A 19,749-nucleotide genomic window follows, 5' to 3' on the forward strand; every position below is an offset into this window, starting at 1 on the left:
GTGTCGTGACTATCCGGTAGCGCTTCAGTGAGCATCCGGTAGCGGCTCTAATTGCATGGGGTGATGGTTGCTGTATCCGCTTCATTCGGGTGGGGCGCGTTCCGGATGGAGTCCGCTGATGAAAATGGTGGTACGCCGCGGAAGCCTCCACGGTCGGCCCGACTCTTCGGCAGCTACTTGAGCCAAGTCCGGCTGCAGTTCATCTCGCTTCAGGAGCGGCCCAAGCCCGTTCTTGATGCCTGTCGATTCGGAGGGTAGTTGATACCGCGATTCCGCGTAGTTGGTACCTGTGCTCCGCGTACTCGGTACTGCAGGGCTCCGCTGTCTCGATACCAGGCCGACAACAGTGGTGATGGGACATTCTGGGCAGCCTGGGGCCCGAGCACTCTCAGCGCCAAAGAGTCACTGCCCCGTTGTGTTGCGGGCAGTTGCGAATATCGCTGACGGAAAGCCGGTTGCAACATAGCGGCCACCGAATCCGCATAGAAGTCTTCACCATGCGCAAAGACACCGCCTCAGTAGGCTGCTCACACGACTAATAGATGCAACCGGGGCCGTGCAGTCGGCCCGGCTCCGCTGTCCAGGTACCAACCAGTACCGAGCCTTCGGAGCGCCGGAATCAAATCCGCCCCTGACAACGAGGCCATTCTTGAATCCTTGACCGGCTTGTCGCCGGTGCCGAGCCCAGGTTGAGCCTCCGCTACCGGATACTCACTGAAGCGCTACCAGATACTCACCACACCGCTACCATTTCAGTCTTCTGAACATTTGCCTCACACTCTGTGCCACGCTCCGTCCCGATGAGTTAATCCTGGACCAAGTAGTCACCCCACCACCCCCTCAAATCGCGCATACGCTTCCCGCATATCCGCCTCCCGGTCCAGCTGCCTAAACGGGTACTCGTACACGTACTCCACACCCGACTGCGGATGCGTCCACGTCCGATCCGCCACCGACAACTCCGCACCGTCCTTCAACTTCGCGTCCGCCTTCACAACCTCCTTCGGCACCTTCCGACCATTCGCATCAAACCGATCCTCCTGGTCATAACGACGCATCACCGGAAACTGCGTCCGGTAAATCATGCACAACTCATCCGCCGTCACACCCAACGACAACGCCACAATCGCATCAATCTCCACCTGCGCAGCACGCCGCTCCTCATCCTTACGCAAAGGCGTATCGACGCCCCAAGGTTGCCCCACAACCTCCTCCCACAACGGGGCATAGGCCTCGGTGAGGCAGTTGAGGCGAAGGTAGGCTTTAGAAACGTCGCTCTTGAGTTCGTTGAGTACCCAGATTGGAACACGCTCAATGAGGCTTGGCCATAAGTGTGTTCCGGCACATCTCACGAAGAAGTCGACAAGCAGCGATGACATGAATGCACCAGCCACCACTACAACCTGGGAATTCTGTGAACCGTCCGGCAAGCCTGCTGAAATGACACCATTGACATGAGCTACCCTCGGCGGGATTATTGCCGGGTAGAGAGTACGGAACCCGCTTGGTGCAGACATTTGGCGCCATGCGATTCTGAATGGGTATCTAGCTGAAACCGCCCTCCCCTCAAGTTCCCATTCTGCGTAGTCAGCATCGTACGTCGGTTTCGCAGATCGATCTGGCTTATAGCCAGTAGCCGCGATTGCATCTCTACCTAGATCCTCTAGATCGAGACTTTCCCAGTTGTCCTTCTTCAACGACGGGTCCGGCTGCTTATTGCATGGGTTTGCAACCCCTAAATGTGTCCCTTGAAGGATTACATCGTTCAGAGTTCGGGGACACCCCCACTCTGCCTCAAAATAGCCCTTCTTTTTGTCAATTGATTCGTCCCAACCGCGAGCATATTGCAGACCGAGCCGCTCAATCCTGGGCAGCTGGCCCAGGTGCGCCAGAATTCTCGCGGCCTGTTGATTTACGGTATAAATCGTTCGCGCTTCCTGGGGTGGCGTTTCCTCGTCTTCGAGTATCGAGCGCCAAAGTTCAAGTGTATCGAGATTCACAAATTGAATGCGATCGCGATGGGGCCGAAGGTCCCAATTGTCATTTTCATCCTTGAAAGATGGAAGAGGTCCTTCGCCGTCGTGCGCTAAAGACTGTTCAACAGTGATCGGGTGGTGCGCGCTGCCGCAGAAGCTAAAACCAATTTTGTCGCGCGACTCTCCGTAAACCGAGACATCGAAATTCTTTTCATCTTTATTAATGTCGAACAACCCGAGCTTGTTGGTGAAATGCCAAAGTCGACGCAAGCGGTGATATGAGGCGCGGCGTAAGGCGGTCGCTTTGGACTCGGTGAGATGACTCTTGGGATGTATGAGAGAAATAACGCCGTCGGGTGAAGTATTTCCCCAAGTCCGTTCCATGAATCCGCGGTACAGATCAGGTTGTTGGCCGACGAGGTGCGGGTACCGGCCGGTGTCCTTAAGTACTGCCGAAGTCGCAACCGACTCGCCGAGGCCGCTGAACACAGTCGCTCGAGTCGCGGTGTCCTCGTTCCACCGTTCTCGGCGCACCTTTTTCGCGGCCTGGGTCGGCTTGTGCGCCAGCGAGAACCACGGATCAGCTTCGGAGTAGAGCGCGTCCAGGTCAGTGCGGGGCCGCACCCACGGCGGGTTGCCCACCTGGAGGTCGAAACCACCGCGGGCGAAGACAGCCGCGAAGTCGAGATCCCAGTGGAAGAAGCCCTGCTCCGAGGCGACTCTGCGCACGGTGTTCAGCCATGGGTGCTTCTCCAACACAGTCTCGATCTTGCGTGCGCCGGAGAGTTCGATCTCAGTGCGCTCGAGCTGAACCAGGTCATCCCAGCTGTCGGCGCGGCCGAGCTGTCCCTGCGCCGCATCACGTGCGGTGATCTCGGTACCCAAAATGTCGTTGAGCGTAACCAACCACTCGTCGAAGTCTGGCAGCTCATCGGTGGCCGTGAGTGGCCAAAAAGTCAGGGCATTCCAGGCGTCCATCACTAGGCGCAGGCGCAGGTAGGCACCTTCGGCGTCGTGAAGCAGCTCGCGCTCAATCTGCTCGCGGCGGACATTCTTCGCGTTGTGCTCGGTCTCGCGGCCCCAGAGATCGATGTCGCGGCGGATCTGATCTTCAGCGATGCGCATCTTCGACAGCGTGATGGCCCACAAGGATTCCACGCGCGCGGCCAGGTTGGTCAGCTTCTTCGCCTGCTCCTTGGTGGGTGCCTTGCGGGTCACGGACCTCCTCCACGCCTTCATGGCGGTGATCTCGTTCTTGGCCAGGGTCTTCAGGTCCTTCGCGTCCGCGGCCGCGCCCCAGGTGGAGGAGGGGAGGAGGAACTGGTGGATGCGGCCAGCAACGTTGATGTCCTTGGGTTCGCCGGCGTCGATAGCCTCGGCCAGGTTTTGTACCGGCTCCCGGCGCGGCACGGCGGTGAGCCACTCACGTTTCTTCAGCTGTGCGGTGGAGTAGGTCGACCGCAGCGCACCGATGAGCGAGTTACCGCGGCGCAGGTGCAGGCCGAACCACGGTGCCTTGAGCTGGCTGGTCATAGTGTCCAGCCACAGGGAGATCTCGGCGAGCTCCACCGCGGTGGGGTTGAGGTCCACGCCGTAGACCTGGTGCAGTGCGATGTGGGCCTTGACTTTCTGCAGCTCAACGGCGCGGGTCTCGGGGTCGATTTGGGCGTCCAGTTCGTCCTCGCGCAGCTTCAGGTACAGCTCCGCGAGCTGGCGCACGGCTTCCACGGCGAAGGCGCCGGAGCCCATGGCGGGCTCGCAGATGGTCAGGCTGAGTACGTCATCGGATGTTTCGATGCGCCCTTCTTCCTGAAGCACCTCGATAGCCTGGCCGACGGTGAACTCGGTGAGCACCTGCGGGGTGTAGAAGGACGCGGAGCGCTCGCGGTCGCGGCTGGACTGGCGGAAGACGAAGGAGCCGGCCGGGTGCTCGCGGCGCACCTTGGAGGTGCCGCCTTCCTCCATCTGCTTGGTCTCCATGACAAAGCTGTCCTGCGGCACGGTGTCCGCGGCATGGGTGGGCAATACCCAGGAGCCCTTGGAGGCGTCGCCCTTCGGCGCGACCTCGTAGAGGTCTTCCTGGGCGATGAAGCCGTGGTAGGACATCAGGCCCTCGTAGACCTGGCCGAGCTCCGTCACACCCAGGGTGGCGTAGGAGATGAAGCCGCGGTCCTTGCCGGCGGAGACCTTCGACAGCAGCAGGTTCTGCAGGACGCGGGTCAGCGCGTCGTTGGAGAGCTTAACTTCGTCGATAAGCGAGGTGGCCTCGCGCTTGAACAGGTCCGCTTCGAGGTTGCGGAAGGTCAGGCCCTCGTTCTGCGCGTCCTGGTCGGCGCCCGCGGTCTCGAGCGGCTCGTGGCCGTCGTTGACCTGGGTGAACAGCAGCTGCAGCGAGTCGTAGAGGTGCGTGCCCCGGCGCGCCTTGTCGGTCACGGGCGGGTTGAGGATCTGGTCGCGGAGGCGGTCCAGGCCGTAGCCCTCCACGTACTCCGGTGCGCCGGTGGGCAGGATGGCCAGCTCCGGGGAGGCCTCGGCGAACAGCAGGAAGAGGATGCGGTAGAGGTAGCGCAGGGATTGGTGCGCCAGCTCGTTGCCGTCGACGCAGTCGATGGGCAGGTTTTGCTCCCGACGGCGGTTGAGGACATCGTTGCCGATGATCTCGATGGACTCGCGCACCGCGTCGCGCAGGTCGCCGGAGACCTTTACGGCGTGCTGCTGGGATTCCTCTCGGGTTTCGGCCCACCAGGTGGTGCCGTCGGCGGCGCGCTCCAAGTTCTCGCGGGCGAAGATGACGGCGACGCGCTCGAGCTCGCCGGCCTTTTTGGTGTCGTTGCGCTCCACCGCCAGCTGCAGGTTCACGGCGAGGTAGCGGCCCAGCGGCCAGGACTCGCGCTCGGCGAGTACGGCCCACGCACCGGCGAGGACCACGATGAACTCCGGGGGTTCGGCGGCGAGGAAGAGGTCGCCGACCAGCTTGGACACCTTCGCCTGCTCCGGTTCCTTGCCCTCCGCGGCGATGCCGCCGGTGACGGGGAGCGTGGTCAGGTCTTCCTCGGTGGTGCGGAGTTCAACTTCTTGGTCACCGTCCTTCGGCTTCTCCGGTGCAGCGCTGACGACCACCAGGGTGCCAGCGTTACCCACCCAGCCGTGGTAGACAAACGTGTCCCCGGCGCGGGTGTAATGCTGTTTGGTAGGGGTGCCGTAATTAAACGTGGCACGCACGAGCTCGGCGGTTTCGACTTTGGTGGCGAAGGCTTTTTGTAACTCATTACGCCGCGCCTGCAAGCGTTTAACGGGGGAGGGGATGTTGGATTCCTTCTCTAACTGTTTCCACTCCGAAACGCGCTTACCCAATCTCTTAGTGAAGGACTCCCCTTCATCAGCGGTGAAGTAGTAATCATTGATCCATTCATCAACGTTGATGATTGAGTCGTAGGTAGCCATTGATCTACTGCTCCTTCGGCAGAACGAGGACGAGCGGGCGGATAAGTTCACGGTCTGGTTCAAGCGAGGCGATCAGCGCGCGCTCCTCAGCAATCAGGTTCGCGGATCGGCCAACGCGCAGCACCTGCTGGCTGTCGTCCTTGGCGTGCTGCCAGCGGTCGGCGCGGTCGATCCAGTACTCGATGCGGCTGGATGCGTGGTTGCGGGCGGCGGCCATCATCGGCTGCAGCTGGTTACCGGCGATCTCCACAGACTTGGCGACGAGCTCTTGCGCGTTGTCCGGCAGTTTGAGCGTTTCCGGGTTGATGGCGTTCTCGGTCAGCCCGATGCCGCGCAGCCAGGCCACTGGGTCCTCGATGGTCTTGGGCAGCATGCCGCCGGCGACGGTGACAAACGCGCGGGAGACCACCTGGCCGCGCTTGTTGGTCAGCGTGGCCATCAACAGCACGGTGGGCATCTCCACGTCACCTTCGATAGCGGTGATCTGGCCAGACGACAACGACGCCAGCGCTCGGTCGGCGGCCCAATCCGTCACCGGGTGCAGCGGACCTAGGAAGTGGGCCTTGGGCCACGTGGAACCGTCCTGGCCGGTGCGCGCGTTGCGCAGGATCTCGTTGCCCACCGCAGTGTTGGTGGCCAGGAGGAACTTCTCGCGCACCTTGCGGTCCGCCAAGTAGTCCTGGGGCAGCACGTCCAGGCGGCGGCGCAAGTCCTCCGGCGGGGCCAGCTCGGCCACGCCGTTTTTGCCCAGCTCGTAGGCGACACCGTTGGCGGCGAGCGCCTTCTCCGGCGCGCCGTAGAAGGCCTCGTTCAGTGCGTCCTCCAGGTAGGCAATCTCCGAGGCGTACAGGCTGGTCGTGTGCGGGGCACTTGGGTCGGAAACGGGGTTTTCCGAAGGTTCGTCGTCAAGCCCGAAGCCCGACATCCACAGATCGATGAGATCCTCCTCCGACTGCGCATCCGCGCTTGCAACCTGCTCAGGAGACTTGACCACCTCATCGAAGCCAGCCTGGTTCTGGATCACCCGGCGAATCTCATCCGCCTCGCCGGAAACGGTGTGTTTACCGATGAGCGAGCCGACGTCGCCAAGCAACGCATGTGCCTCGTTCTCACGGTTGATCAGCTTGGTCAGCACATGTAACTCGCCCACATAACCACCCTGCTTCGTGTCCAGCAGCAGCGCAGCGATCTGCGGGGGCTCCATCTGCCCGTAGCGGTCCACGCGGCCGTTACGCTGCTGGATTCGGATCAGCGACCACGGGATGTCGTAGTGGATCAGGTTGTGACACAGGGTGTGTAGGTTCACACCCTCGGATGCCACGTCACCGGTGATCAGGATGCGTAGTTTCGAGCCCTCGCGCTTGAATTCCCCTACAAGGCGCATCTCCTCTTCGTCCGAGAGCTCGCCGTGCATGACCTCGACCGCACCGGCCGGCATCTTTAGGTCTCTTACGAGGTTCTCCCGAAGCCAATACAGCGTCGCAACGCGCTCCGAGAACACCACCGCCCTGGTCTTCTTCCCCTTACCAACTCCGATTTTTCGCAAATATTTGACCAATTCCCGGTATTTGTTGGAGGAGAGGTCGGTGACGTTTGAGTTCAGTTGCGCCAGGTGCTCTAGGGCTTTCCGTTGGTTGCTTTCTTTGGTGGGGATCTCTTTGAGGCGGTTCTCAATGGTCTCTCCCAGCGCGGCGGGGGAGGAGAGGAACGCCTTGACCAGAGTCCACGGGAAAAGGCGGTCCTGGGCCGGGTTGGTCTTTGCGTTGTCTGGGTGGATCCAGGTCTGCTCCAGCTCCCCCGCGACGGCATTTTCCTCCGCGGAGGCCTCCACGAGGATCGTCTTAGGTTCCAGTCGCTCCGCCCACTGCTCGCCGACCACGCTGGCTACCTCGTCGCTGTGACGGTGGCGGCGGATGACCAGGCGGGACACCGCGTCCTTGTCGATCTCCCCGTTCGGTAGCACCGCCGTGGGGTCCAGCAGGCGGAGGATCTCCTTGAAGCTTTCCGGTTTGCCGTTGTGCGGAGTGGCGGACGCGAGCAGGAGCGCCTCTGTGGTGGAGGCGAGGGTGCGGGCCAGCTCGTTGTTCTGGGTGCCCACGTTCGTGGCGTTATGAATCTCATCGATCACCACCGCGTCCCAGCGCACCTTCTCCAGCTGCGCGCGGTACTTCGGGCTCTTCAGCGTGTCCATGGACACGATCACGCGCGGGAAGTAGGTAAACGGATTGCGGCTGGCCGGCAGCATCTGGCGCACCCGCTGGATGCCGGTGGAGTCCAGGCGCACCAGCGGGATGGCGAAGCGGGACCACAGTTCCTGCTGGAACTGCTCCATGATGTGCTTCGGCGTGACCACCAGGATGCGCTCGCCGCGGCCGCGACGGATCAGCTCGGAGAGGATCATGCCGATCTCGAGGGTCTTGCCCAGGCCGACGGCATCCGCAATGAGGACACGGGGGCGGAGGTTGTCGTCGGAAAGCGCCTTGCGTACGGCGGTGAGCTGGTAATCCAGCGGATCCATGAGCATCTGGTCCGCCACCGACAGCTCCTCCTGGTAGAGGGGCACCGGGGTTTGGCGCAGGGTGGTCTCCAGCCACAGGCGCGTGGTGCGGTAGCCGGGGGAGCGGTCCGGGACGACCTCCACGTTGGCGGGGTCGAAGACCTCGACGTCGTCGATGGCGGTGTAGAAGCTCGCCGTGGTGTCGCGGACGTAATCCGACAGGCCGCGGACCTTGAGCAGGTATCCGTCCACGGACTGGGTGACGCTGGTGATCAGCCACAACTCATCGCGGACCTTGACCATGAGGCCGGGCGCGTAGGCGGTGGAGTTCGCCGCATTATCGGTGCGCGCTTCCTGCGCTGCTTCCTGCGTGGGAGAAGACATACTAGGCAGGTTATCCGGCGCGCCCGATGCGGGGGAGGTTTATATCGGACGGGTGTTTGAGTGGGGGTTGGTTGCGTGACGTTTCACGTGAAACGGTGGTGGCTTCTTGGCTAGCTGGCCGGCTGGTGGGTGTAGCCAGTCTCAGGCGTGTAGGTCCACTGCTCGTTGAGATGGTCGATGAAGCTGATTTTGTCCACGCGCCACGTGTTGGCGTACACCACGGGCTTGAACCGCTCGTTCTCGTTGATGGAGACGAGGTTGCCCCAGCCGTACTTCGTCGTTTTGTGCTCGATGAAGAACTCGCCCACGGGCAGTGCGACCATCTGGTGCGACTCGTGACAGGTCCTGTCTTTGTCCTTGCACTTGACCTCCACCCGGAAGTCCTTCACCACCGTCGCACGCGGGCCCTTGTTACTGATCACCACTCCCCACTGGTTGTCGTCCCGCTTCGCCCAGTAGGCGTAAACACTCATCGCAACCGCGTTGCGCCGTTGCTCGTCGTCCTTTTCGCGTTCCTCATCCTTGAACTTTTGGTTGTCATCCCGCATTTTCTCCGCGAGATCATTGGCCTTATTCGAGGTTTTCAGTGCCATGGCCGCCAAAATCGCTGCGGCGGCAGCCGCAATTGCCTCAATCAGCGAGATGATGAAAGTTCCCATGCGGTTGAAGATAAAGGTCAAACGCGGGGCTTGCAGGGCAAGTAGTGGTTAATGGTACTTTGCCTTACGCTCTCACGAGCTTAAAGAGTGACGCATAGGTGCTGACGCCGAGGTGGCGGGACACTTCGCTATCCGCAATTTGCCCATGGCTCCATGCATGAGTGATCGAGTCGAAGAAACGGCTGCCTACGCGCAAGCGCACCATTGTGCGAAATGGGGGAGCGCCCCCGCTTTCACGCTTGTCGGATGGATGTGCTTCGAGTAACCCGGCCGCGTCTCTAGCTTCTGCGCGTGAGGTGGGGTCCTGCTCCACTGCCTCCAGCGGTGCAATCACCGCGGTCGCGAACCTGTTGCACCAACGCTCGACGTCCGCATGCTCAGAGTGATCAGAGATACCAGTGCGCCCAAGAACAACGTGGCCCAATTCGTGGGCCAAGCTGAACAACTGGGCAGTTTTGGCATCCGCGGTGTTAACAAACACCAAGACGTAGCCGCCGTCTTCGATCGTGAAGCCCCGGAACTCGCCAACGCTGAGCCTCCTCGAAGTGGTGTTACCGACGATCGAGTTTCTCGCCACCAGGATTCCGTTTTCCTCCATGGCTGCAGCGAGCTCACTTACCTTGTCGCTTCCCGGGAGTGGTTTGCCTCTCTCGACACCAAGATGCTCCCTAGTTCGCTCTGCCGTTTCAACCGGGTCATGCTCGACCGTGGCCGAGGCATACATTGTCGGTGGAGCGATATCCTCTTGAGCAGCGAACTCGGCGTACCACGCGAGCCTGCTCTGGCTCGAACGGATAGTCTCCCGCAAATCGGCACTCACGGTACCCATCGCCTTGTTGCCGACGGTCCGAAAGTCCGTCACACCCACTCGCTCACCCGACGGCTCATCCAACAGCAATCGGCCGAAAGGAATGCGAGCGAGCTTCGAGAGCTCCCTCGCCTGTTTCAGCGTTGGGCGACTCTCACCCGAGTGCCACTGCGGAAGCTTTGGAAACCGCTTCTCCGCCTTCTGGCAGGCCAGTGCAATCCACCGCCCAAGCAAGCATGCGGGGCTGGATATTGACCCGGACAGCGCTCATCCCGACCGAAGTTCCCGTCTACGCGCTCGCGAGCTTCTGCGTCACCCACGCGTTCAAGGACACACCCTCCCGCGCAGCGTCCATGGCAAGACGGCGGTGGAGGGAACTGCTGACACGCACGTTGAACCGTCCGGAAAAGTCGCGCTGACCGAACGGCTGGGGGATACGCTCACCGGTTTGCTGCATGTCCGCGATTACCTCGGCGACAAGCTTCCGAAGTCCAGCACTTGACCGCTGGGCGTCCTCATCGAGCCAGCTCAAGGACGGGAACTCGGCAACGGTGGACACGTACTCAGCGTCCTCCTCAGACCAGAAGGTTTGGTAGGTGTATTTATCCGACAAGCGTTCAGTCATCGTCTACTCCTGCTCTTTTAGCTTCTTCACCGCAGCCAGCACCTGTTTGACCTGGTACGGCTTCGCCTTTCCGCGGCGGTTCTGGATATTGACGCGCGGATCGCCAACCCAGGGTGTCTTGTATGTGTCGTGATCTCCGCCGCTGTTGGGCCGCTTCTCAAAGAAGTGGTCGCAGACCTTACGAAGATCGGCGTAACGAATGTTGTTGCCGGAACGCTGCATCGCGTCCAGGATCTTTTGGATATCGTCCCCCATGGGAACCAGCAGTACCACACATAGTACTACTCCGCAGTGGAAGCACAAGACCCCCACACCGACGCGAACTCCGGCATCGCCAGCGCCCACTCCAGGGACACACGCTCCTGCTCCAACCGCTTCGCACCGGAGGCGACCAGGAACCGGCGGGCGCGTTCTTCGTCGTCGGTGAGGTGGGGGAGCACCCGGGTCGTGTCGCCGGGGTCGTCGACGGCGAGGTGCAGGAAGCGCTCCACCGTCTCCACGTCCATGGTCACGCTGACAACGGGGGCAGAAGCTCCGTCGGCAGCTAAACGCGACCGAAGGGCGTTCAGGATGGCGTAGCCGTCCGCATCCGCGTCACCCCAGTACAGGACCCGGCGCGCCGCGCGCACCCACGGCAGCTCCGGAAGCGCGCCGGCGGTGTACCCGGAGCCCCACACCAGCACCGCGCCCGACCCCTCGGACGCCCGGGGGAGTGCCAGGAACGTCTCCTTGTTCTCCACCACGATCACCAACAAACCGTCGGGCAACGCCAACGACCCGAACGGCACAGCCACATCGAGCAACCCCGGCGCGGGCGCAAGCGTGCCATCCAGGAACCGCACGCGCATCAGCCGGTCGCCCTCGGCAAGTCCCAGGTCAGCCACCCCAAGCAAGCGCTGCAGCAGCCCCCGGTGAGCGGCGATCCACTTCGTGTCCAGCCCTTCGATGGGCACGGCGCGTGCGCGCAGGCCCGAGGAAGGTTTCACGTGAAACCATCGCAGAGCGAGGCACAGGCGGGCGAAGTCGTCGTCCGACAACACCAGCCATGACGACCACGAGCGCGCCGCCCGCTCCCGGAACTCCGGCCAATCCGGGAACACCCCAACCAACACCGCAAACCGCTCGCGGGCCAGCGCAACCTCCCCGGCGCGGCCGGCCACCTCCGCGATACGGTCCCACCCGGACAGCGTCACGCGTACGGGCACGTCCTGTTTGCCCAGACCCGCCCAAGACCGGGTGGCCCACTCCACCTCTCCGGCGGGCTCCCATGCCTGCCAGGCGCGGACGAACTCGCGGGCACCAGCCTCGTCGGCGAGCACCTGCGCGCGTGTTGGGGGATGCAGGGGAACGGAGGTGGCCGAAGGTTCGTCGAGAAGCAAAAGCTCCATGTTGAACTTGACGGGCAGCTGGTCAGGCAGACGCATGGGTATCAATGAGCTCGAAGGTGGAACGCGCGACGGGGTCCTCGGTGTAGTGGACCACGATGGTGCCGTCGACGTAAGGGGAGAGAGTCTTAATCAGCTTCATCGGCGTGGCCAGCACCATGTGGAAACCGAAGCTTTCAAACACGTCCATCGCGGTGCGGGTGAACACGGGGTCAGCGCGGTCGAAGGCCTCATCCAGCACAACGGTGGCGTAGCGGGGCACGTCCGCGTCCACGCCCGCCAGGCGGTAACGCAACGCCGCGGCGAGGCAGAAAAACACGAGCTTCTGCGCCTGGCCGCCGGACAAGGACGCGGAATCCACGTGGGTGTTGTGCACCGTGCCCTCGGCGTCCACCTCGTTGCCCACGAATTTCACGTGGCGGCGAGTGTCCAGCACGACGGTGCGCCAACTGCGGTCCGCGCGCTCGGAGGAGCCAAGGCGGTCCATGATCTTGGCCAGGCGGTGGTAGCGCTCAATGGCGGTCTTCTCGTCCGCCTTGCTCAAGCTGCCGGCGGTCGCCTCGCGCAGGTCCTGCAGGAAATCACGCACGACGCGGTCGCGGTTGTCGCGGACCTCAATCTGCAGGTAGCGCCCCTCGGTGTAGGGGGAGCGCCGCAGCGACGCGTTGATGGGGCCGAGGTTGGTCTCGATGTCGCCCTTCGCGCGCTGCAGCTCCTTGTAAATCGTGTTCAGGTGCATCACGGACTGGCCGTTGAGCAGGTCCAGGAAGCGGCCGCGGAACTCCGGCAGGCGGTCCGAGCGCAGCATCTCCAGCCGCGCAATGGCCTCGCCGGCGAAATCGGCCGTAGCCTGCAGTTCCGCGGACTCCGCGGACCACTGGGACTTGTAGTTGGACAGGATGTTCACGACGGCATTGCTGGAGTCCGTGATCGTCTTCGCCGCCTGCTTCGCCTGCGCGTCCAGCTGCGCAGTGACCTTGAAGGCGCTGTCGCTCAAGTTCTCCGGGGTCAGGCGGCGCGTGGTGGCCGCAAGCATCGCCTCGAGCTGCTCCGCCAGCGCCGGGTCCACCTCCACGTGCTCCGACTCGATCCTCTTCAGCCGCGCCTGATCGTCCTGCAGCGCCCGCTTGGCCACGGCGAGCTCGTCGCGCACGCCGCGTAACTCCAGCTCGGTGGCCTTAAGCGTGTCAGACGCCTCACGCCACGCCCGCTCCAGCTCCTTGGCCTCGGGGGAGGAGGTGAGCCGCTCAAGCTCCGCGCGCAGGCCAGCCAACTGCTCCTCGACGCTCTCGGTGTCCACGCTGGCCCACTCCATGGCGTCGACAGCCCGGGCCTTAGCAACGTCGCTGGCCAGCGCCTCCTGCTTGCGCTTGACCTCCGCCAGGCGGTTGCCCGCCGCAGTGGTCGCGCGTTTCGCCTCCGCCAGCTCCGCGCGCAGCGCCTCCACCTTGGCGTGGTTGGAGGAGCCGAGGCGGTAGTTGCGCCGCTCGCCCAGGCGCAGCCGGTCGTTCTTCACGTACCTGGCGGAGCCGGTCCTATCGGCCGGGTTGCGCTCCAAGCCGTCGATGGTGGCCGCGCGCTGGGTCTGCCTCTCCAGCTCGTCCACGGTGCGCACCAGGGCGTAGTCGAAGGTGGTGGCCAGCATGCGCATCAGCCACGGTCGCATCGGGTGCTCCACCACGCGCACCTTATGAAACAGGCTGAGCGGGTTCCTCGGCCCGCGCGGGACCTCCACGCCCTCGGGCACGGTGCGGTACTCCAGCCGCATCCCCAAGTGGCGCCCGTTGACCCAGCTGCTCACCTCGCGCTCACGCTCCGCCGGCACCAAAAGGGTCGCGGCAAACCCGCCGAGCAGGCGCTGGATCACGGGTTCCCACTCGGCTTGCTCGGGCAGCACGTCGATAAGCTCGCCCACGTACGGCAGCTCACGCACCGTCAGCCCGGTATCCGCGCACAGCTGCGCGCGCACCTCCACGTAGCGCTGGTCAATGTTGGAGGAGCGGTTGCCTAACGACGCCAACTCCGCCCCCACCGACGCCTCCGCGCCAGCAAGCCTCTCGTGTTCGCTTCGGGCCTTGAACCACTCTTCGCGCAGGCGTTCTTCCTGCTCCGGCGCGGCCGCCAGCTCCGCCGACGCCTGTGCTTTCAGCTCTGCGAAGCGCTCGGTGTCCAACGCCCCGTCTAACTGCACCAGAGCCGCCAGGTCGCGCACTTTCGCCTTGCGCGCAACAAGCTCGTGCTCCTCGCGGGCGATGTTGCGCTCGATCTCGCCCAGGCTCTGCCCGGCAACCTGCTCTCTCTGCACCACGGCGCGCTGCACCGCCTCCTGCTGCGCTTCCTTGCGGGCCTCGAGGGATTGCGCCTGTACCTCCAGTGCGGCGAGTTGGGCGGAGCTGACGTCGATGCGCTCGCGCAACTGCTTCGCCTCAATCGCGCGCCGCACGTTGGGCAGGGCGGCAGACAGCGCGGCGGTGTTCTCCTGCGTCGCCTGCGCGTCCTTGAGCTTGGTGTTCAGCCCAGGCAGGGGAGCGAGCGTCTCAATCTGCTGGTGCACGTCCTCGAGCCGCTCGTACGCTTGCCGAAGGTCCTCGTGCGTGGCCACGGCGTCCTCCGCGACCTGGAACGTGTCCGGTACGTCCAGCATGTAGTTGCGGAACAGCTCGTCCATGCTGGACAGGGACTTCGCGGACTGCGTGCGGTGCAGCAGCATCTGCGCTTCCTCGCTGCCGATACCCAGCTTCGAGCGGAAGCGGTTGGCTAACACGGAGTACTGCTCCGTGAACGTCACGCCAGCGGTCTTGTACTTCGCCTCCAGCTTGCGCTTGTCCAGGGAGTTCTGCAGCAGCGGCACAAACCCGTCCACGTCCACCTCGCTGGGGAAGATGCCGTAGAGCGTTTTCACCTGCGCTTCCTGCTGCTGGCCCGCGTTGAGGCGGTAGATCGCGGCGAGCGTGAGCACCTCGCTGCCGGCGCGGTAGGTCAGCGCGACAATGCTGGCTGTCGCTCCGGAGCGCAGGTACTGGCTGCGGATCTCGCCGGTGGCCGGGTCCTCGCTGCGGCGCCACGCACCGCGGATATAGGACACGCGGCTGCGCCCCTTGTCACGGCCGGTTTCCTGCTGGGCGGCGGCGTTGAACCGCAGTTTGCCAGGCGGGACTAGTACGGCGGAGAAGGCGTCGATAAGCGTGGACTTGCCCGAGCCGGACGCGCCGGTGATCAAAAACCCACGCTCGCCGACGGGGATGTCGTAGTAGCCGTCGAACGTGCCCCAGTTGACCAGCTGCACGCGCGCAAGACGGAACTGCTCTGTCACTGTTCTTCCCCTTCCTGTGCCAGGCGCAGATACTCCTCGCGCAGCGCGTGGACCGTGTCAGCGTCGAAGATGTGGCGCAGCACAGGGGAGACCTCCCAGCGCCCCTCGGTCTCCGTGTCGGTGAGCAGGCTGTACTTGCGGATGGTGTTCACCGCCGCGGTGAAGCGCTTCTTAAACCCGGACTCGTCACGGTTGTCCACCGCACGGACGTAGCTGATGGCGCCATACAACTCATCTTCTCCCACCACGACGCGCTCGCCTGGGGTAGACATGCCCAGCTCGTGGCGCAGCTGCAGCAGGATCGCGGTTTGCAAGTGCGTCAGCGCCTCCGTGCGCAACACCGGCGGCACTTTCACGTCCTCGTCGTCCGGGCGGACGTGGCGAGTGAACGCGATGCCGGCGTCCTCGTCCACAACCAGCTCCAAAAACACATCGTGCAGCCGAGAGCGCAGCGTCTCCGTGTCGGTGGTGATGGCGTGCCAGGTTTCCTTCTTCCGGTCAGCGGTGATGAGCGGACCTTTGAGCAGGTCCACCAGTGCGCGCCGGGTTTCCTCGGACAGGGTGCCCGTGTCGCCCGTCCACAGCGGTTCCGTCATTGCATCTCCTTTACTGCTGCGGCGTCGAAATGCCACCGCGGGACCGTCGCCAAGCGAATGCTCCCATCGTCTTCCTCGAAGCGCACCTCTTCGCTGCCGTCCTGCCGCACCCCATGCTTCAGGGCCAGGTACACAAGGCCCACCACCGACCCCAGCCCCTGGGAGGCGGGATGGCGCTCGAGCACCTTGCCTATCGACGCCCCTCCGGCCATCCCAACTGTCTCCCCAACTGCCGCGATAAGCTCTTCCAAGTCGATCTCGCTTTCACGTACCGCCTGGTAGAGCGCCTCCGCGTCGCCCTCGCCGGGTTCAAACGCCTCCACCGCAGTGGTGATGACCTCCGCACCCGGGTCCGCCAGCTTGATCTGCGCCACCGAGGTGATCTGCATCCCGATGCGCTGCAAGGGCGTGTCCATCTTGTGGGTGGCTGCAAGCTCCTCGCGCTCCGCGGCGTCGGCGGCGAGCTTGCGGGTGTCGCGTAAAAGCTCGATCATTCGGCGGTCCTCGGCAAACTGTTCGCTGGCCACGTAGTTGCGTAGGTTGCGGGCCAGGCGCGTCATCATGCGGTTAACCTCGTAGCCGGCGTCTTCCATGTCGCGGAACAGCCTGCGGAATTTCGCCCGCTCTTCGTGTGTCATCGCGGTGTTGTCGGCGCGCTCGAGCACCTGCCCAATCCACGTGTCCAACCACGCGCCGCGTTCCGGGTCGACCACCAACGAGTAGAACGCGTTGAAGCTTCTGCCAGCATCGGATTCCCCGATCAAGTCCACGCCGGCGAAGATCTCGTCCAGCACGTCGCCGCGCGAGCCCTCCGGATCCAGCAGTTGGCGGCGCAGCTGCGTATTGAGCGTTTCCAGCTCGTGCCGCACGCGCGCGAAATCGCCAGGGATCGCATTCGCCTGCTCCAGAATGTCGCCCACCCGTTCGTGCACGGTGGCGGGGGAGGGCAGCTCGAATTCCCCGCGCTCGACCTGCTCGATCTCTGCCTCGATGCGGGCGCGTTCGGCCTCGAGGTGCCTCAGGCGGGAGTCGATGTTCGGGTCCGTGTCCCGCGCGAGCGCCTGCAGGGCATTGCTTATCGACGCCACCCGGCTCGCCGTCACCGCCGATCGCGGTGCACTGACACGGTCCATCACCTGCAGCGCGGTGAGCGTTTGCTCGCTTGGTTCAAGCGTCTCACCCGTTTCCCTGGTGCCGGACTTGCGCACCAGCCACCCGGCTTTCACCCAGTCGTTGCAGTACGCCTGGGGTGTTTTCGGGAGCTCGAAGATACCGCGCAACACCGCGAAGTCCTCAGCCATGAGCTGATAGAGCTGCTCCGCAGGTCGGACCTCTGCGCCTCGCGGGAAGTGCTCCGCCACGACCGCGAGTAGCACCGGGGCGTTGTCCGCGTGCAACAAACGGATCGCGGCCGACTGCTCCTTTTCACGCTTATATGTCAGCGCCCGGGCCTGAATGGTCATGCCGGCTATCATCCCATAGCACCCTCCCGCCTGCACCGAAAAACTTTTTTGCTCTAGGTGTAGACACACTCAGGGCGATCGTCTATATCCGCTTTTGGGCCCCTCCGTCCACGGTCCATCCCCCCCCGAGACCGGTTGAGCACTCACCCACCCCCCATTTAGAGTGCGAGTAGGCGGAAGGAATTCCGCTATTCTCAAGCGTTTTTAGGCGCCTAGGGTTAAGGGTCAAAATGTCCGCGTCCCCTTTTGACCCTTAACCCATCCATTACCCCCTTGGATTGAGAAAACCACGCCGTCACGGCGAACCGGAGAGGACGTGGTGTGCGTAAACCCAAACATAGATGATCTACTGAGCAATCATTGAATCGATACCAAATGCCCGAAGTACCAATGCAGGTCTTTGGTCTCAGTGTTTCGCAGAGCCGGTGCTCTCGTGTTCCGCGTATTTGGTACCGGGAAACTCGGGGGGTCAAGTCGCGACTTCGTTATCGCCACCGCCACTGCCGCCAGCGCCCTTACAACAGCCGGGTTTCACGTGAAACATTCGGCAGCACCGGTCGAGGGGTTCACGCGCCAAACGTTCGCGGGCCTCGTCGATAATGAGGCTCCTTGCTCCTAATACCTTGAACGCACCCACCCTTTTCACAACCTTCACCTGCGAATTTCTGTTTCCAACTATGGTCAGAGGCAATCCAGTGGTTGTTCCTTCGAAGAGAGGTAAAAGGATGCACTCCATCGATTCCAACGCGTGTGTATTGGCCCTGTCTCCGGACCAAGAGCCGCGCCTTCATGTGGAAAGCGGCGACGAGGTTACGGTTCGAACCCTTGACTGCTTCTCCAACACGATTACCGACGAGTCCCAGCTGTTCAGCACCGTCGGCTGGGACAAGGTCAACCCAGCCACCGGCCCAATCGCGGTCAAGGGAGCACGCCCTGGCGACACACTGAAGGTGGAGATCCTCAGCATCGAGGTCGGCGAGCAGGCCACCATGACCACCCACCCTGATTTCGGCGCGCTGCCCGGCACGGTGGAGGAGCGCACCCGCATCGTCCCGATCCGCGATGGCAAGGCGCAGTTTTCTGACGACATCACCATCCCCATCCGCCCAATGATCGGCGTCATCGGCACCGCACCGGCATCCGAGTCGGTACCCACCGGTGAGCCGCGCCAGCACGGCGGCAACATGGACACGAAGGAGATCGTCGCCGGCTCCACCCTGTACCTGCCAGTGGAGGTCGACGGCGCGAACCTTAGCCTTGGCGACGTCCACGCCGTCATGGGCGATGGCGAAGTCGCAGTCTGTGGCGCCGAGATCGAGGCCGAGGTGAAGAGCCGCGTCACGGTGCTCGAAGGCCGCCCGCTGCCGCTGCCGTTCTTGGATTCCGGCGACGCGGTCTACGCCATCTCCTCCGAGATCGAACTGATGGACGCCGTCAAGGAGTCCACCCGCATGATGCGCGATTGGCTCGTGAGCGTATCCGCGCTCGACGCCACCGACGCCCTCATGCTGCTATCCCTGGTTGGCGACACCCAGATCAGCCAGATCGTCGACCCCCGCATGACTGCTCGCTTCCGCTTGCCCAAAACGATCCTCAAGCAGTGCGGTGTGGAACTGCCGTAGCTAACGGGCAATTCACCATTGCGCATCTGCTTTAGGCGTAGTGAACCCCTTCGGGGGAGTGACGGTAAACCCGAGGTCCCTGAGCGCCTCTGCAGCAGCTTCGGGATGATCTCGGGTTGCCGCAGAAGCCTGTTTAGAAAGCCATACTCGGCGTCGTTCCTGTAGTGCAGGTTCCCATCCTGGCCTCCCGCGGAATCCACATTCGCTGATCACAAAATAGAGGAAGTCCTCAAGCGACGGACGAAAACGCTTTCCTCCCACAGGTAAGTGCAATTCATCTAGGCGGCCCTTCTTCCTCGGGTTGCCTGATTTGTCCTGAAAGTTCTGCATTAACGCTGGACTGAGCAACCGTGCGACCCCTGAGTAGTGGATATGCGCACAGGGCGCGCTGGTGTAGTCACGCTCAAACTCGAAACGTGTGCCCGGCGACGTAGCAACCCGCAGTTCGAATTTGCTGCTCTTTACGGCTAGGAACTTCTCCGACGAATCGGATGACAGTTCGTAATTGATAATCACGTGAAAGAGTTGACTGTAGTCTTCCCTGCGCACTGAGCCCTCAGGTTGTCCAGCACCGTGAACGAGAGGAGCCTTGAAATCACCCACCACGATATTCTTGTCGATGTTTAGCTTGGCTTTCGCCTGTAAATCCGCTCTGCATGCCAGCGGCAACGCCTCAAGTAACGTGTCTCTTACGTCGCCGAGAAACCGCCCTGCCGCATCATGCACTCCCAAAACGACCCTCACCGAGCAGTAAGAGAACTGTCTGCAGCTCGTCGTACACGGTCCGCTCATCCTCGCTCAACATGCCGGCATTCGCCAGCACCTTGAGGTCTTGAAATTCAGCATGGGGAAGGCGAGTGGTGGCCCTTAGAGATGCCAAACACTCTCGCTTCCTTTCAAGAAGCTCTTCACTATTGGTGACAGTGATTTCCAATGGCAACTTTCTCGCCTCCGTCTGCTTCTTTCGTAACCAGCAG

At 62.8% G+C, this 19,749-nt stretch carries 12 protein-coding genes; 1 reads left to right on the forward strand and 11 read right to left on the reverse strand.

What is annotated here, in order from left to right:
* Positions 1 to 824: 824 nt before the first annotated feature.
* The 10 genes from HMPREF2785_RS00150 to HMPREF2785_RS00195 all read right to left on the reverse strand — a co-directional run bounded on the left by HMPREF2785_RS00150 (position 825) and on the right by HMPREF2785_RS00195 (position 17,150).
* Positions 825 to 5,420, reverse strand: coding sequence for an Eco57I restriction-modification methylase domain-containing protein (locus tag HMPREF2785_RS00150; protein ID WP_070613722.1), 4,596 nt, complete (start codon positions 5,418 to 5,420; stop codon positions 825 to 827).
* Between the two features lie 4 nt (positions 5,421 to 5,424).
* Entirely contained in the window at positions 5,425 to 8,301 is a 2,877-nt protein-coding gene (locus tag HMPREF2785_RS00155) for a DEAD/DEAH box helicase (RefSeq protein ID WP_070422099.1), read from the reverse strand.
* 110 nt (positions 8,302 to 8,411) lie between these two features.
* Positions 8,412 to 8,960, reverse strand: coding sequence for a hypothetical protein (locus tag HMPREF2785_RS00160; protein WP_141750594.1), 549 nt, complete (start codon positions 8,958 to 8,960; stop codon positions 8,412 to 8,414).
* 64 nt (positions 8,961 to 9,024) lie between these two features.
* The gene (locus tag HMPREF2785_RS00165; RefSeq protein WP_246821114.1) at positions 9,025 to 9,780 is read right to left on the reverse strand and encodes an ImmA/IrrE family metallo-endopeptidase; all 756 of its coding nucleotides are present in this window, start codon (positions 9,778 to 9,780) and stop codon (positions 9,025 to 9,027) included.
* Between the two features lie 277 nt (positions 9,781 to 10,057).
* Positions 10,058 to 10,393, reverse strand: a complete 336-nt coding sequence (locus tag HMPREF2785_RS00170) for a type II toxin-antitoxin system HicB family antitoxin (RefSeq protein WP_070421869.1) — start codon at positions 10,391 to 10,393, stop codon at positions 10,058 to 10,060.
* Positions 10,394 to 10,396: 3 nt separating this feature from the next.
* A complete protein-coding gene (locus tag HMPREF2785_RS00175) occupies positions 10,397 to 10,648 on the reverse strand; it encodes a toxin HicA (protein WP_070421870.1) in 252 nt (83 codons plus the stop codon).
* A 26-nt stretch (positions 10,649 to 10,674) separates the two neighbouring features.
* Positions 10,675 to 11,817, reverse strand: a complete 1,143-nt coding sequence (locus HMPREF2785_RS00180) for a DUF3322 domain-containing protein (RefSeq protein ID WP_070421871.1) — start codon at positions 11,815 to 11,817, stop codon at positions 10,675 to 10,677.
* The gene (locus tag HMPREF2785_RS00185; RefSeq protein ID WP_070613729.1) at positions 11,804 to 15,091 is read right to left on the reverse strand and encodes an ATP-binding protein; all 3,288 of its coding nucleotides are present in this window, start codon (positions 15,089 to 15,091) and stop codon (positions 11,804 to 11,806) included. The genes HMPREF2785_RS00180 and HMPREF2785_RS00185 overlap by 14 nt, the downstream gene beginning before the upstream one ends.
* Positions 15,088 to 15,687, reverse strand: coding sequence for a DUF4194 domain-containing protein (locus HMPREF2785_RS00190; protein ID WP_070568318.1), 600 nt, complete (start codon positions 15,685 to 15,687; stop codon positions 15,088 to 15,090). The genes HMPREF2785_RS00185 and HMPREF2785_RS00190 overlap by 4 nt, the downstream gene beginning before the upstream one ends.
* Positions 15,684 to 17,150, reverse strand: a complete 1,467-nt coding sequence (locus HMPREF2785_RS00195; protein ID WP_070613913.1) for a DUF3375 domain-containing protein — start codon at positions 17,148 to 17,150, stop codon at positions 15,684 to 15,686. Before HMPREF2785_RS00195 ends, HMPREF2785_RS00190 begins: the two co-directional genes overlap by 4 nt.
* A 725-nt stretch (positions 17,151 to 17,875) precedes the next feature.
* Between HMPREF2785_RS00195 and HMPREF2785_RS00200 the strand changes: the two genes are divergently transcribed.
* The gene (locus HMPREF2785_RS00200) at positions 17,876 to 18,772 is read left to right on the forward strand and encodes an acetamidase/formamidase family protein (protein ID WP_070613730.1); all 897 of its coding nucleotides are present in this window, start codon (positions 17,876 to 17,878) and stop codon (positions 18,770 to 18,772) included.
* A 12-nt stretch (positions 18,773 to 18,784) separates the two neighbouring features.
* On the opposite strand, the gene HMPREF2785_RS00205 is transcribed toward HMPREF2785_RS00200, so the two are convergent.
* Positions 18,785 to 19,498: a hypothetical protein gene (locus HMPREF2785_RS00205; protein WP_070613734.1), complete on the reverse strand. Its 714-nt coding sequence runs from the start codon at positions 19,496 to 19,498 to the stop codon at positions 18,785 to 18,787.
* Positions 19,499 to 19,749 lie beyond the last annotated feature (251 nt).

Source organism: Corynebacterium sp. HMSC067D03 (assembly GCF_001811185.1).
GTDB lineage: Bacteria > Actinomycetota > Actinomycetes > Mycobacteriales > Mycobacteriaceae > Corynebacterium > Corynebacterium coyleae.